General features: G+C 47.5%; 14 protein-coding genes. 12 read left to right on the forward strand and 2 right to left on the reverse strand.

All coding sequences use genetic code 11. From position 1 onward, the window contains the following. Window positions 1-273: 273 nt before the first annotated feature. The 3 genes from xylA to BG55_RS06025 all read left to right on the forward strand — a co-directional run bounded on the left by xylA (window position 274) and on the right by BG55_RS06025 (window position 4,526). The gene (xylA, locus tag BG55_RS06015; RefSeq protein WP_034935485.1) at window positions 274-1,593 is read left to right on the forward strand and encodes a xylose isomerase; all 1,320 of its coding nucleotides are present in this window, start codon (window positions 274-276) and stop codon (window positions 1,591-1,593) included. A gap of 115 nt (window positions 1,594-1,708) precedes the next feature. Continuing rightward, complete coding sequence (xylB, locus tag BG55_RS06020) at window positions 1,709-3,163, forward strand: xylulokinase (protein ID WP_034935486.1); 1,455 nt, start codon at window positions 1,709-1,711, stop codon at window positions 3,161-3,163. A 187-nt stretch (window positions 3,164-3,350) separates the two neighbouring features. Then, a complete protein-coding gene (locus tag BG55_RS06025) occupies window positions 3,351-4,526 on the forward strand; it encodes a XylR family transcriptional regulator (protein ID WP_034935488.1) in 1,176 nt (391 codons plus the stop codon). 100 nt (window positions 4,527-4,626) lie between these two features. Here the strand turns inward: BG55_RS06025 and BG55_RS06030 are convergent, their stop codons facing one another. After that, on the reverse strand, window positions 4,627-5,013 hold the full coding sequence (locus BG55_RS06030; RefSeq protein ID WP_034935491.1) for a VOC family protein: 387 nt from the start codon (window positions 5,011-5,013) through the stop codon (window positions 4,627-4,629). Next, complete coding sequence (locus tag BG55_RS06035) at window positions 5,013-6,149, reverse strand: MFS transporter (protein WP_034935495.1); 1,137 nt, start codon at window positions 6,147-6,149, stop codon at window positions 5,013-5,015. The genes BG55_RS06030 and BG55_RS06035 overlap by 1 nt, the downstream gene beginning before the upstream one ends. A gap of 310 nt (window positions 6,150-6,459) precedes the next feature. Here BG55_RS06035 and BG55_RS06040 point away from each other — a divergent pair, with 310 nt between their 5' ends. The 9 genes from BG55_RS06040 to BG55_RS06080 all read left to right on the forward strand — a co-directional run bounded on the left by BG55_RS06040 (window position 6,460) and on the right by BG55_RS06080 (window position 15,489). Then, the gene (locus BG55_RS06040) at window positions 6,460-6,864 is read left to right on the forward strand and encodes a VOC family protein (RefSeq protein WP_034935497.1); all 405 of its coding nucleotides are present in this window, start codon (window positions 6,460-6,462) and stop codon (window positions 6,862-6,864) included. 605 nt (window positions 6,865-7,469) lie between these two features. Continuing rightward, complete coding sequence (gene mdtH / locus BG55_RS06045; RefSeq protein WP_420889607.1) at window positions 7,470-8,705, forward strand: multidrug efflux MFS transporter MdtH; 1,236 nt, start codon at window positions 7,470-7,472, stop codon at window positions 8,703-8,705. 17 nt (window positions 8,706-8,722) lie between these two features. Next, window positions 8,723-9,481 (forward strand): SDR family NAD(P)-dependent oxidoreductase, encoded by a 759-nt coding sequence (locus BG55_RS06050; protein ID WP_034935499.1) that lies wholly within the window; start codon window positions 8,723-8,725, stop codon window positions 9,479-9,481. A 95-nt stretch (window positions 9,482-9,576) separates the two neighbouring features. After that, window positions 9,577-10,407 (forward strand): HpcH/HpaI aldolase/citrate lyase family protein, encoded by an 831-nt coding sequence (locus BG55_RS06055; RefSeq protein WP_034935501.1) that lies wholly within the window; start codon window positions 9,577-9,579, stop codon window positions 10,405-10,407. Further along, complete coding sequence (locus BG55_RS06060) at window positions 10,404-10,916, forward strand: MaoC family dehydratase (protein ID WP_034935504.1); 513 nt, start codon at window positions 10,404-10,406, stop codon at window positions 10,914-10,916. Before BG55_RS06055 ends, BG55_RS06060 begins: the two co-directional genes overlap by 4 nt. After that, entirely contained in the window at window positions 10,913-11,839 is a 927-nt protein-coding gene (locus BG55_RS06065; RefSeq protein WP_052018716.1) for an ornithine cyclodeaminase family protein, read from the forward strand. The genes BG55_RS06060 and BG55_RS06065 overlap by 4 nt, the downstream gene beginning before the upstream one ends. A 6-nt stretch (window positions 11,840-11,845) precedes the next feature. After that, window positions 11,846-13,099 carry a phenylacetate--CoA ligase family protein gene (locus BG55_RS06070; RefSeq protein ID WP_034935506.1) on the forward strand — a complete coding sequence of 418 codons (1,254 nt, stop codon included), beginning with the start codon at window positions 11,846-11,848 and terminating at the stop codon, window positions 13,097-13,099. Then, the gene (locus tag BG55_RS06075; RefSeq protein ID WP_034935509.1) at window positions 13,093-14,367 is read left to right on the forward strand and encodes a circularly permuted type 2 ATP-grasp protein; all 1,275 of its coding nucleotides are present in this window, start codon (window positions 13,093-13,095) and stop codon (window positions 14,365-14,367) included. Before BG55_RS06070 ends, BG55_RS06075 begins: the two co-directional genes overlap by 7 nt. 72 nt (window positions 14,368-14,439) lie before the next feature. Then, complete coding sequence (locus BG55_RS06080) at window positions 14,440-15,489, forward strand: cupin-like domain-containing protein (RefSeq protein ID WP_034935512.1); 1,050 nt, start codon at window positions 14,440-14,442, stop codon at window positions 15,487-15,489. Window positions 15,490-15,501: the final 12 nt, after the last annotated feature.

The following is a 15,501-nucleotide window of genomic DNA, read 5'->3' on the forward strand; positions in this document are numbered from 1 at the left end:
GAAATTAAAAAATAGGACTGCCTTTGCCGGAAGGAAATGACAATATTTTGTTATCGGGATGGCTATTTTGCTTTTCATGATGCCTGTCACAAAGCGTCAGTCATCAGCCCGGGATGTCGCAACAAAAGGCTGTGATCGCCGTCAAGGTTGGGATTTTACAGAACCGGTTTATAAAATTTTATAATTGTCACCCCGATTCTGTTATTTGCATAGTGAGGGCGTTAATTAACCCTGTTCGCCGGTTTCATCGCTATTTATTCAAGGAGACTCACCGTGGCTGACTATTTCGAACGCATTGAGAAAATTGTCTATGAAGGCAGTGAAAGCCAGAACGATCTGGCCTTTCATTTTTATAATCCGGACGAAATCATTCTGGGTAAAAGAATGGAAGATCATCTGCGATTTGCCGCCTGCTACTGGCATACTTTCTGTTGGGCGGGCACTGACATGTTCGGCACCGGCGCATTCGAACGTCCGTGGTTTCGGGGGGGCGATGAACTGGAGATGGCCAGAGTTAAAGCTGACATTGCCTTCGAATTTTTCCACAAGCTGAACGTGCCGTTTTATTGTTTTCATGATGCCGATGTGGCTCCACAGGGAAACTCGGTCCGTGAATATCTGCATAATTTTGCGGCGATAACCGATCTTCTCGCGGAAAAACAACAGCAGACCGGGGTAAAACTGCTGTGGGGCACTGCCAACTGCTTCACTCATCCACGCTATGGCGCCGGGGCGGCCACCAGTCCCGATCCGGAAGTTTTTGCCTGGGCCGCAACCCAGGTCAATGCCGCGATGGCGGCCACGCACACCCTCGGCGGTGAAAACTATGTGCTGTGGGGAGGGCGTGAAGGTTACGAAACCCTGCTTAATACCGATTTGAAGCGTGAGCGTGAGCAGATTGGTCGTTTTATGCAGATGGTGGTGGAGCATAAATATCGCACGGGTTTCAAAGGCACATTGTTAATTGAGCCTAAACCGCAGGAACCCACCAAGCATCAGTACGATTATGACGTGGCCACCGTGTATGGCTTCCTAAAACAGTTTGGTCTGGAAGGGGAGATTAAGGTTAATGTCGAAGCCAACCATGCCACGCTGGCGGGGCACTCTTTCCAGCATGAAATCGCGACCGCCACGGCGCTGGGTATTTTCGGTTCGGTGGATGCTAACCGTGGCGATCTGCAACTCGGCTGGGATACTGACCAGTTCCCCAACAGCGTTGAAGAAAACGCATTGATTATGTTTGAGATCCTTAAAGCGGGCGGGTTTACCACCGGCGGACTGAATTTTGATGCCAAAGTGCGTCGCCAGAGCACCGATCCTTATGATTTGTTCTATGGCCATATTGGGGGCATGGACGTGATGGCGCAGGGATTGCGGATTGCCGCGCGACTGATGGAAGAGGGCAGGCTGGAGCAGGCTCGCGAGGCTCGCTATGCCGGCTGGAATGCCCAACTGGGCAGGGATATCCTCGCGGGAAGCCTCTCGCTGGAAGATCTTGCCAGATATACCGAAAAATCAGCGTTGTATCCTCAGCATCGTAGCGGGGAACAGGAACGTCTGGAAAATATTGTTAATCAGGCTATCTTTCGCTGACCGCTGACCTGTGGATTATCCGGCGGTGCAGATGCGCTCTCAGAGGATAGCGCCGGTACGACGCGAGTCACTGCCAGCCGTCAGCGCCAGAACTGAACGCCAGAGGAAATAAGGCATGTATACAGGAATCGATCTCGGCACCTCAGGTGTCAAGGCGGTATTACTGGATGAGGATAACAAGGTGGTGGCCAGCCATAGCGAAGCGCTGACCGTATCCCGTCCCCATCCACTGTGGTCGGAACAGGACCCGGAAATGTGGTGGCAGGCGACCGACAGGGCAATGCAGGCGCTTGGGCAGCAGCACTCGCTACGTGATGTGCGGGCGCTGGGGCTGACCGGGCAGATGCATGGCGCGGTGCTGCTGGACAGTAGGCAGACGGTTTTACGCCCGGCGATTTTGTGGAATGACGGTCGAAGCGCAGAGGCCTGCGTCACGCTGGAAGAGCGCGTGAAGGACTCACGACGCATTACCGGCAACCTGATGATGCCGGGCTTCACCGCGCCCAAATTGCTGTGGATACAGCAGCACGAACCGGAGATTTTTCGCCAGATTGACCGGGTACTGCTGCCAAAGGATTACCTGCGCTGGCGGATCAGTGGAAATTTTGTCACCGATATGTCAGATGCCGCCGGGACAATGTGGCTGGATGTGGGCAAACGTGACTGGAGTGACGCGCTGCTGGCCGCCTGCGGATTATCGCGGGAGCAGATGCCTGAACTGGCGGAAGGAAATCAGGTTACCGGAATGCTGTTACCCTCGGTGTGCGAGCGATGGGGATTACCAGCCAGCGTACCGGTGGTGGCGGGGGGGGGTGACAATGCGGCCGGGGCGATTGGTGCCGGTATCTGGCGGGAAGGACAGGCGATGCTGTCGCTGGGCACCTCCGGCGTCTGTTTTGCCGTCAGTAACGGCTTTGTCAGTAATCCCGAGCAGGCGGTCCACAGTTTCTGCCATGCATTGCCACAGACCTGGCATCTGATGTCGGTGATGCTTAGCGCAGCCTCCTGCCTGGACTGGGCAGCGCGGCTGACCGGACAGCGTTCGGTCTCCGATTTGCTGGCACTGGCGGAAAAAGTGGAGCTTAACGAACGTTCTCCCTGCTTTTTACCCTATCTTTCCGGTGAACGGACGCCACATAATAATCCCCATGCCACCGGGTTATTCTGGGGCTTTACCCATCAGCATGGACCGCAGGATTTGGCGATGGCGGTGCTGGAAGGTGTCAGTATGGGGCTGGCGGAAGGCATGGCGGTATTACAGGCCAGCGGCGTCAGGCCCTCTTCAGTTACCCTGCTTGGCGGCGGGGCGCGCAGCCATTTCTGGCGTCAACTGCTGGCCGATATCAGTGGCATGACGCTGGACTATCGCACCGGTGGTGAAGTCGGGCCAGCTCTGGGTGCTGCACGACTGGCGCGAATGAGCTGCTTTCCGGGCGTTTCACCGCAAGAGTTGTTGCCGGAGCTGCCGCTGGAAGCCCATTATCATCCGGTCGCTGACCGCCATGCATTTTATCGCCTGCGACAGCAGCGTTTCAGTCAGCTTTATCAGCAAACGGCAAGTATTAAGTAGTGGCCTGCCTCCTCTGTTTGCGCAGGGGAGGTGCCATTCGTTCTCAAGCCGCTCTTTTAGCGGTTCTTCGATCCTCCTCGCATCTTTGCAGTGAAATCCGTTGTTTCAGCCATTTTCCCGTTTTTACCTGATTCTCGCGGCAGTAATCTGTTTCGTCATAACAGTCGGCCATTTTCAGGAAAACAGAATGAACAGTGATCACGATTTCTCCTCTCAGGCGAGGATCTCGTTGCTTTTCAATGCCAACAAGGCTTATGACCGGCAAATTATTGCGGGGATAGGGGAGTTTTATCATGCGTCCCAGTGTGACTGGGATATCTATGTTGAGGAGGATTTCAGCGTTCACCCTTTTCACCACAGCATTCTCAAAAGCAACGGTATCATTGCGGATTTTGACGACCTGTCTCTTGCCCGCCAGCTGAGTCAGATCGCCGTGCCGGTCGTGGGGGTGGGTGGTTCGTATCACAATCCGCAGGATTATCCGCCGGTGCACTATGTGGCAACCGATAATGACGCGCTGGTGGCGGCAGCCTTGACGCATCTGACGGAAAAAGGCATTGAGCGATTTGCTTTTTATGGTTTGCCCGCGGTGGCGGGCAAGCGCTGGGCGCAGGAGCGGGCCGCAGCCTTTACGCGGCAGACTCAGGCGCTCGCCTCTCCCGGGGTGATTTTTGAAGGGATGATCACCGACGGAGATACCTGGGGATCTGCCCGACAGCGGTTAGCGGAATTGCTCACAGGTTTACCTGAGCACACCGGCATTATTGCGGTCACGGATGCCCGCGCCCGGCATGTGTTGCAGACCTGTGAATACTGTGGCATCGCCGTGCCGGAACGCCTCTGTGTTATCGGCATTGATAATGAAGAGCTGACCGGCCATCTGTCACGGATTTCGCTTTCATCGGTGGTGCAGGGAACGCGCAGAATGGGTTTTGAGGCGGCAAAATTACTGAATGACCTGCTGTCAGCACGTCCTGTCCCCTGTGGTCAGGTAGTGGTGAAACCGGAAGGCGTGATTAGCCGGCAGTCCACTGACTACCGCCCCCTGGCGGATGCGATGGTGGTCAGAGCAATGGGATATATTCGAAAGAATGCCTGTCGGGGGATTTCGGTTGGGCACGTGCTGGCAAAGCTGGGTACTTCACGCTCAAATCTCGACAAAAAATTTATCGCTGAAATGGGTCGCACGGTGCATAAGGTTATTCAGGATGAAAAATTGTCCAGAGCGAAAGAGTTGCTGGAAACCACCAGTCTGCCGGTGGTGGAAATCAGCAGGCTGTGTGGTTACAACACGCCACAATATTTTTGCGCCATCTTTCAGCAGGCACTGGCGGTGACACCGGTGAAATATCGCACACGCTGACGGGGATTACGCCTGTTCAAATGACTTGCTATGTTTTGGCGGATCGCGCGCATCAGCTGTTCCTGGCTGCTGCGGGGAGTCCCTCTCTCAGACTCTGCATTCACCCCGCCACAATCTCTATCAGATTGCCATCCGGATCGTTAATTACCGCTTCATAGTAGCCATCGCCGGTCCATCTGGGTTTCCCGGCCAGTATTCCCTGCCGATTTGCCTGCTCTGCTAACGCGTTGACGTTGTCTTCGCTGCCAACGGCGAGCGCAATATGGACCCAACCGCTACGATTATTTTCCTCGTCACTCTGCACCAGACCGGGTTTGGTCATCAGCTCGATGGTCGCTCCCTGTTCAAGGGTGATGAAATAAGATTCAAAGCCAGGATTGTTGCTACTGACATATTTCTCGCCGCAACTGGCGGAAAAAAAAGTGGTCCAGAAGCGGACCTGACGTTCCATATTTGACGTCCATAGCGCAACATGCGTGATATGCATCATTGCTCCTCACGGGCATTAATCAGGTTTCTGATACCGAATGCCAGGCAGGCAGCGAGCACCACCAGCCCGGTGACAAAGATAAAGCCGTGGGCGATGGAGCTGTGATGGGCGATATAGCCAATCACCGCCGGACCGGCTAACACGCCGATATACCCCAGCGTGGTTACGGCAGGGACGGCAACCATCTGCGGCATACTTTTCTGTTTACCAATCTGCGAGAACATCACCGGCACAACGTTAGCGCATCCGGCTCCGGTTAACAGATAGCCCGCCAGTACCATCCAGAGGCGATCGCCATTGATTACCAACAAAAATCCGGCAATGGCCGTCGCGCTTCCTGCCATCACCACCTTCAGAGCGCCATATCTGGCAATAATCCTGTCTCCGCTCAGTCTTCCGGCGGTCATTGCGGTGGCAAAGGCGGCAAAACCCAGTCCACCCAGCGTGTCAGGGACGTTGCGACTCTCCACCAGATACAATGCACTCCAGTCAAGCACCGTGCCTTCTGCCATAAAAAAAATAAAACAGATCATGCCCAGAACCAGAACGGTGCCTTTCGGGATAGCAAATGCGGGGCCTTCTGATGGATTAGCGTAGGGCAGCAGGCCTTTGTAACTGAGTATCAGCAGAATGATGACCATGCAGGCAATCACCAGCGTGGCGTTAGCAACATTCAGTCCCAGTGCCATTAAGCCCGTCATCGCGCCAGCACCCGCAATCCCCCCGACGCTGAACATGCCATGAAAGCCAGACATCACTGGTTTTGTAGCTAATTTTTCCACCAGGATGGCCTGCACATTCATTGCACAGTCGGTGATGCCAACACCCACCCCGAAGACCAGCAGACTGAGCGCCAGCAGCAGCGGGCTGCTGACGACAGCCAGTAGAGGAAGGGAGACGATAATAATGACGGCGGCGACAGCGATCACTTTTCTGCAACCAAATCGTGTGGTCAGGGTGCCGGTCAGGGGCATGGCGATGATAGCGCCACCCCCAAGGCAAAGTAGCAGGCTACCCAGCAGGGCCTCATTAACGCCGGTATTCATTTTGGCAAAGGGAACGATCACCGCCCATGCCGCCGTCACGATACCCGCAATAAAAAAGACAATTCGTGTTGATAATCTTTCATTCATTTTAATACCCGAAAAAAGTGAAACCCATGCGTTAACAAAGCGAAACAGATGCAGGAATGATGATTGATTATGGCTTTTCTTGCAACATTAATGTCTTATTCAGATTTATTGTGCTCGATTATGCTCGTTTAACGTTCGGAATCTGGCATAACTGAACATCAGCGCTCGAAAGAGCAATGATAATGAGGCTCAGAACGAAACCTGAGTAGCCCTGACCTCAATATCGCAGTAATTGATATACGCTGATTGATGAACACCACAGGGCTGCCAGCGGCGGCGTTGATCTTATAACCTGAAGGAGGCAGACAAGATGATCAGTCATCTCGACCATCTGGTTTTAACCACTCATGACGTTGACACGTGCGTCGATTTTTACACCCGAATACTGGGATTTCAGCTGGAAACTTTTCATCAGGGCAGACTGGCGCTGAAATTTGGCGAACAGAAAATCAACATCCACGAACAGGGAAAAGAAATTGAACCAAAGGCACATCTGCCGGTGCCTGGTTCGCTGGATCTCTGCTTTATCACCACTGAAGCCATTGAGGAAGTGAAAGCAAAATTTGAAGCTCAGAGGGTGACAATACTGGAAAGGCCGGTAACAAGAACCGGCGCGAGAGGCAGCATTATCTCGCTTTATATTCGCGATCCCGACCTGAATCTGATTGAGATTGCCAGTTACCCGCCCACGCAGACGGAAGAACAGCCCGTGTGACGTGCCGCTGAATCAGCACTTTTACAGCGGATTCAGCGCGATAAAAGTTGTCCGCAACAGATGTCATTCGTTCAGCCATTTTCTGCTGACCAGAAAATGGCCATGACCGGGTGTTCTTACGTTCAGCGCTTTACTTCAGTTCATTTTCTTACATCGACAGCAGACCATAAACAGACTGGACAGAGCAGAAGCCAGGGTAAAAATAGATTATTAACTCTGTACAACTATCTCCTGAGGACACTAATGGAAAATTCAGGCAGTGACATTTTTCTAAAACAAATGACCAGATAACAGATATTTCACGAAACAAAGAACTGACTTTTCTTGCTGTTTTCTGGAATTAAAGATCTGTTGCTTTTTTTGTTGAGATGTTAAATATAAGTATTGTTTTGGTTTGACATCGTCGTTTCAGGAAGCTGATAATAACAACGTAAAATACACTGACAAAAACGCGTAACTCTATTCTTTCGAAGAGTTAATTAACTTTTTTATGCGGGCGCGTTTTTTATTTCGGGATGGCATTTTTCCAGATAAATATAAATTACAATTAATAAGAAAATGAGTAAACGATATCAGGAGCTGTAATTACCCTGATACGTGTTGTCATGATTGTTAATTATAAGGGAATTGAGCAGATGTCGGTTAGTGCGCTAAGAAAAACAGGGAAAAGATTTATCCTGTTTGATAATTTTATTATTGTTTTTGGTTTCTATATCGTCTTTCCTATGATATCGCTCCATTTTATAAATAATCTCCACTGGAGCGGGTGGGTGGTCGGTCTGGCTTTGGGCGTCAGACAACTCCTGCAACAAAGTTTGTGCATACTTGGCGGCGGTATGGCCGACAGGTTTGGTGCCAAACCAATGATTGTTGCCGGGATGCTGATGCGAACAATCAGTTTTGCAATAATGGCATATGCCAGTAATCCACTCATCCTTATCCTGGCCTGTTTCTTTTCAGCTGTTGGGGGAGCGCTATTTGATCCTCCACGCACTGCGGTTATTATTAAAATTACCCGGCCCCATGAAAGAGGGCGATTTTTTTCAATACTGATGATTCAGGACAGCGTTGGAACCGTGCTGGGTGTATTAGTTGGCAGTTGGCTGGTTAATTATGATTTCAGCTCACTGTGCTGGGCTGCAAGCGCCTTATTTTTTCTGGCTGCCGTTTCAAACTATTATATTTTACCCGACTTCAGGACTTCCACGGTCGGTAACAGCGTTACACAGGGAATATCAGTCGTCTTACGAGACAGAAAGTTTGTTATATGGGTGATCACCCTGGCCGGATATTATGTCCTCAGCGTACAGGTGCTTATGATGTTGCCTGTAGTATTGTACGATATTGCCAAAAGTACTCACCTGGTAACAGGAATGTACGCCATTGAAAGTATTCTGTCGGTCACGGTACTTTATCCTGTAGTGGTATGGAGTGAAAAAAGATTCAGTCTGCCAGCCAGAATCATCTTTGGTCTTATAATGATGATTGCAGGGCTGACATTCATCGGATTCATTCAGCGTACAGAAATATTATTAATGAGCATTACCCTGTTTTACATGGGGTCAATTATTGTCGAACCCGCACGTGAAACGCTCAATGCCCTGCTGGCTAACCATAATGCTCGTAGTAGCTATCTTGGATTCAGCCAGCTGGGACTCGCCTTCGGCGGACTTATCGGTTACTGCGGCGGTGGGAGTTTATACGATTTAGGCAAGCAGATGGGGGCGACTGAACTGCCGTGGCTACTGCTTGGCGCAATTGGGGTGGTGACTACTGCAAGCCTGTATTTTCAGTTTTTTAATCAGGGAAATATAAAAGTTAAAGCAGAAACGAACAATTAAATAATCGAGAAAAAATCATGAATTTAAAAAATAAGGTAGCTATTGTTACAGGGGGTAGTCATGGCATTGGTGAAGCTATTGTCAAAAGATTTTCTTCTGCTGGCGCAAATGTTCTGTTTACTTATAAGAACTCAAAAGAAAAAGCAGAAGAGATAATCGCAGGTTCATTACAGGAACATGGAAAAATAGTTGCTATGCAATGTGACATGTCTGATGTCTCATGCTGCAATGATATTATTGAAAGATGTGTTGATGAGTTTGGTAATACAGATATCCTGGTTAATAATGTTGGAATCCTGACCAGAGATTCTTTTATGACAATAAATGAGGATGACTATGACAGGGTTCTTAATACTACCCTGAAGGTCCCTTTCTTTTTAACACAATCAGTAGCGCGCAGAATGATAACCGAAGAGACCAGAGGAAGTATAATTAACATCTCTTCGCTGAGTGCCCGGATTTGCCGAAGTCGGGTTGCGCATTATCAGATAGCCAAAGCAGGAATGGAAAATCTTACCAAAAGCGCTGCGTTTGAACTGGCTGAATATGGCATCAGGGTTAATGGTATTTGCCCGGGTTTAACCGCAACCAATGCTAATCGCGAACAGTGGGAGAGCCAACCGGAATTATGGAAAAACAGGGCTGAAAATATCCCATTGGGCAGAACGGGTATAGCTCAGGATCATGCTGGTGCAGCACTGTTTTTAGCATCAGATGAGGCTGCATGGGTTACCGGCACCACGATAACGATTGATGGTGGGATGGCACTTTATTAACGCAATCAGGATAGTGCTGGTGAGCAGCCGATAAAAGAAATAATTCACTGTCTTATTTTTCCTGAATAAAAAGTTTAATTTAAAGGAGAGCATCTGTGGCGCAAATTAGCTGGTTGTGCGGGCCTGCAACAAAAGAAAATCTCAACAGTAAAGCGCAGGAATTTGGCGCGGATATGACTATTATGGATCTTGAAGATGGTCTGGCGCGCACTCATAAGCATGATGGAAGATTACGTGTATTAGAAGAATTAAAAAAAGGCAGGATGGCTAATACAGCGGTACGAATAAATAATTTATCTGATGAGCAGGGTTTGCTGGATTTGCACTTTTTTTCTTATCACAAAGTTGCGCCTGATTACATCATTATTCCAAAGTTCTGCCAGTTGCGTGATTGTGAAATCGTGAAGGAAATTTTATCTCCTTTTCAGGCAAACCTGAAAATAATTCCGGTTATTGAATCAATAAAGGGATTCAGATTTTTACGTAACGCAACCAGTATGCCAGATTATATTTCATCATTTCATTTTGGTTCTGCTGATTTTTCTGTTGACATGGGATTCGATCCCAAAAAAAATAAATTATCAAAATACAAAGAAGAGTTGAGCTTTCTGTGTCACGAACTGAATATACCCGTTATTGATTCGCCTTATTTCAATATCAACGATCTGACGGGATTAAGAGATGACTGCTTCGTTGCCCGCGAACTCGGTTTTTATGGGAAAATTGCTATTCATCCACAACAAATTGATGTGATTAATAGCCTGTTCAAAAATACAAAAGAAGATGTCAGGCTGGCACACGAAGTCATTGAACGTCATGGTGATAAAAATATTGTCAAACATAATGGTGAAATGACAGGCCCCCCATTTATCAAGTTTGCACAGAAAGTTATCGACTCAGAATCTGACAAAGGTTATATAAAATGAATAAAGATAAAGTCCTGTCGCGTTTAATTTATAAAGGCAATAACCGTTACGAAGAAAGTCATGGTTTATGGTATGAGGATTTTATACCAGGCGAAATTTATATGCATAAACCAGGAAGAACAGTGACGGAGGCCGATAATATCTGGCAGTCATTGATCAATCTTAATAACCATCCCTTACATATCGACAATGAATACGCCAAAGACACCGAATTTGGCAAGCCGTTGGTATCAAGTCTGGTGACCTTTGGCATCGTCGGGGGGCTGAGTCTGGCCGGTACAAGTGCCAGAGGCATTGCCAATCTTGGCTGGGATAAAGTGAGGTTCGTTCATCCTGTTTATGTTGGCGACACCCTTTACGCAGAAACTGAAGTTATTTCCCGGCGTGAATCAGCTTCACGTCCTGGTCAGGGAATCGTGACGGTTGAGACGCGTGGTTTAGTCAATAAAGATACCGTTTTTATGACGGCGATTCGTAGCTTCCTGATACCAATGCAAAACGCAAAATGAATAATATTCCTTTTATCAGCGCTGACGAGATAAGAAAAAAACTGACAGTGTCTCGGGCAATTGCGGTCATGCAGCAGGCATTAGTTTCTCAGGTGCACAAGGAAAGTCATTGCCCTGTGCGAACACTTATCCGGCAAAATAATCCTCTGGCAGTTTTTGGCAGTATGCCCGGTTTGTTTACGGACAAAAAAATATTTGTGAACAAAATTGCCACTTTTGTCGAACACAATGACCCGACACAACCTTTAGTGAACTGCATTGTGGTGGTTTTTGATGCCGGAACAGGAAAACCTTTAGCACTGATCGAGGGGGGTGAACTTACCCAGTTAAAATGTGCAGCCGTTGTGGGTGCGGTTACCGCACAATGTGCATCGCCAGCAGCCAGAAAACTTGCCCTTGCAGGTGCCGGCAACCTCGCAAGGCAACAACTTTTAGCGGTGTTGGCGGTTCGTGATATCAGGCAGGTTAATCTCTATAATCGCAGTGATAATCGGGTCCGGCAACTTGCAGAATATATTTCCTGCGAGTGGCCAGAAATTGATGTTGTGATTTCAAAAAGCGCTGATGATGCGGTTAATGACGCAGATATTATCTGTAGCGCAACAGGTTCTTTTACGCCGATATTCAGCACAAATAACATCAAAGAAAATGTTCATATGAACATTATGGGCGCGCATACACCGCTTGCCAGAGAAGTTCCACAACAATGGCTTAAAGAAAGTTTTGTTGTTGTAGAAGATCGCGAGACAGCAATTAAAGAAGCCGGTTCGCTACATGAAAATGCCATTGATTTATTCGAATTAGCTAAAAAAGACCAAAGTTCATTAATGAACAGGAAAACGCTTTTTAGCTCTACCGGGCATATCATGATGGATATGATTCTGACAGGCGAAATATTATCTCAATTTGGTATTGTGGAGTGATTATTAATGAATAAGCAGGCCCTGAATAAACTGGTGGATAATGCACGTAAAAACACTATTTTCTATCAGCAACTTTATAAACATGCCCCTGCGGTGATCTTTGATCTTAAAGAGCTGCCAATTGCAACGCATGAAAAGATTATGTCTGTCGCTCATGATCCGCATCGTGTATCAGAGATATTTAGCGTACACGATGCCTTTGGCATGTTCTCTTACTCCTCTTCAACCACCGGCAAGCCTAAGACTGCGCTGTTCGGCCGGGATGACTGGCGCAAAACCAATGAAATTCTGGCAATGAAACATACCGCGAACCAGGTTATTTGTGCCGGTGACGTGGTTTGTAATCTTTCAGAGCCTGGCAGTGCCTCTTTTATGGCAGTACACGATATTATTAATCTGAGTTCCGCTCCCTGCTCAGAAATTCCGCTGGGCTGTGACCACAGCTACGAGCGTATTGTCGAAGCCTGCCAGCAGTTTAAAGCAAATGTAATTTCAGGCATCAATTCCACAGCACTGGGTATTGCTTGCTATCTGTATAAAAACAATCAAACGATGCCACAAATCAGAAAAATTTGGGGTGGCGGTGAACTGCTTTATGGCGCACAGCAAGAGTTGTTAAAACGAAGCTTCCCGCAAGCAACCCTGATTCCTTTTATGTATGGTACGACGGAGGCGGGTGCCATTGGCTTCAGTAAGCCGGGTTATCAGCAAAATGTTTACAACACTATTGATGAATCCGTGGTGATTGAAAACATTGATATTAAAACCGGAGAGGAAATTGTTGAATGTGGCGTGATGGGCGTTGCCGTTGTAACAAATAAATTGCGTACCTCAGCCCCGGCCATTCGTCTGGATACCGGCGATTTTATGCAGTGGATCGATCCGCCGGGAACGCCAGTAAGGCTTTTCTCTATTCACGGTCGTCGCTATCCACGGCACTGGACTTTTAAAGATATCCGTTTTACCGAAACAGATGTCTCAGCATTGCTGAAAGAGTTTGAAAAAGAGCTGGAGATAACAAAGTTTCAAATCCAATTACACGCTGGCGAGATTAACTTAATTTTATCGCTGCTTGATGAAAGTCTGTCTGCTGAAGATATTAAAGACAGAGCCAGTCAGATCCTCAGAAACAGTGAAAATCCTGTTGCTCACTGTTTAACTGATAATAATTATTCACTGCACAGGGTGGGTATTGATTACTTAATCAATTCAAGTAAGCGTAAATCAAAATTGATCGTTGAGGGTGAATTAGTATGTTGACATCCAGTGAGTCTGAATTATGGCATCGATCGCTGTGTGATGTTGCACATAAATTAGAGATAGTCGATCCTGGTGAGAATGTTGTTATTGGTGGCTTACCCATGGCTGAAGAGGAGCTATCAGAAGCAGCCAGTAAAACCAGCGCTGTTTTAAGGCTTTTGTCCGACATCTATATTCATGACTTTGATCGTGATACCAAAAAAATGGCGTTGGCGCTGGGTTTTTCTGAGCAGTCGGCACAGATTTTAACTATGTTCACTGAGGATATTACTCATGAGGTTTTCGCACGCAGCGATCTCATTTACTCTGATAAGCAGTGGCAACTGGTTGAACTGAATATCGGAACGACCGTAGGGGGGATTTTTTATGCCTCACTGCCCCGACTCAGTGGGCAATCACAAGCTTATGATACCCTGAAATTTTGGGCTAAATACTCTGCTGAATATTTTAATTTCGATGGCAATATCGTCTTTATTGAAGATGATGCACATCTTGAACATATGAAGCTTTCACTTCATGTGATGGTAGATGAGTTAAAGCAGTTTGTACCCTGTAAAGATATTTCGGTTATTGGCCACAAAGATGTTCACTGGGATGGCAAATCATTATATACCGCAGAGGGCGCGAAAATTGATGTGGTGTACAGATTTTTCGACGAGCGGGATGTCCGGGATCGCTACGACGAATATCAACCTGTTATGCAGGCAATTGCCAGTGGCGCTGTTCGTTGTCCGATGAGTCCAAAATATAATGTATTAAGTAATAAAGGCATTCTGGCATTGCTCTGGGAAAAAGCCCTGGCCGGTAGCCTTTCTTCTGAAGATACAACGCTGGTCAGGAGCTTCATCCCTTACACTTTTTGGCTGACCAGTGAAAGCTATGATGCGGTACTTGCACAAAAGGACAGTCTCGTTATCAAGCCGATAGATGGTAATTGTGGTTTTGATGTATATGTCGGCCCGGATATGAGCGAACAGGAATGGAAGGATGTTGTCACCGAAGTGATGAATAAATTACATCCTAAATCCTATGTCGCTCAGCGTTACGTCGCGCCCCCACTGATGAATGTGACATTAGCGCATCCTGATGGCGGATTATCAAACGAACTACAGAAAATTATCTGGGGCATTTTCGTCTTCGGTAATAAAAATCTTGGCGGATTTATCAGAGCAAAAAATAACGCGGGCTCCAATGTTATTAATCATGCTAATGGTGCAAATATCGGGCCGTTACCCTGTTGCCAGTGGATGGCTCATCCGACTGATTGAGTCAAATCGTTCTTTTCTGAACCAGTGAAAATAATTTACTGAAGCACCGCTTTTATCTGAATGGAGAATATGATGAATATCAAAGTTGACAGAATTAAATTGCCAGAGAAAAAAGTTTTTGATGAAGAGGTACTGCATAGTTTACGGCCTGTGGTCATCACGAATTTATTTGAAGGTGAAGCAATCAGAGAAATTAATACCCGTGAAAAAGTCATCGAGCATTTTGGTGATATGTCTGTCGGTATCCAGAACGAGTACGGCGAAGCATATCGCAAGCAAGCCGAAAACAGCACAAGTTCGCCGGGCAGTGCTTCAGGAAATCAGACGCTGACCGTCGCACAATATTTAAAGTTTCTGGAGACGAACCCGGACACCAAGATGATGTGTATCGAGTTTGCCAGCCCGGAAGAACTTAAAGCCACCTATCAGATACCTGAAGTCTGCCATGCAGAAAAAGGTGAAAGCAGTAAATTTGTCAATCAGTGTTTTATCGGTAATAAAGGTAACTTTGCACATATTCATATCGACAAAGCTGGCACGCATGGCTTTCTTTATCAGGTTTTTGGCCGGAAGCGTTTTATTACCTGGCCACAGTCCGCAGCGCATAAACTTGCTCCATTCACGCAAATTGCCGGCTGGAGTCTGGAAAACTTTACCGATGAAGATCGTAAGGCATTTCTTGACTTCACCGGTGGGTGCGAAGTCATTCTGGAAGCGGGCGAATGTATGTATGTCCCTGCGTTAAGCTGGCATTACGTTGATTACATTGAAGACAGTATGTCTGTCAGCCTTCGTTTCCGCCGTTCTGATTATATTACCCGGCTGGCAAATATCTGTTTCCCCGATCTTTACTATCAGGGAATTGGCTATAAGTTTTCTCACCCTGAAGATGCAAAGAAAAATGAGCCTCTGCTGCACAAGCTTGAAGCTCAATGGGATAAATTTTATGAGGACGGCGTTCAGAAGGTCAACGATGCCCGGGCACTGGCGAAAGACATTTATCAGCAACTGTATCCTTCAGCGCCGCAAAAAAGCTATTTCCTGGATTACCAGGATTTTATGCCGCCGCTGTTGCCTGAGTTTCTCGATGCTAATAATCCGCTGCGGCCGAAGCATAATTAAAAAGGAAATTAA

Source organism: Erwinia mallotivora, from assembly GCF_000590885.1.
Classification (GTDB): domain Bacteria; phylum Pseudomonadota; class Gammaproteobacteria; order Enterobacterales; family Enterobacteriaceae; genus Erwinia; species Erwinia mallotivora.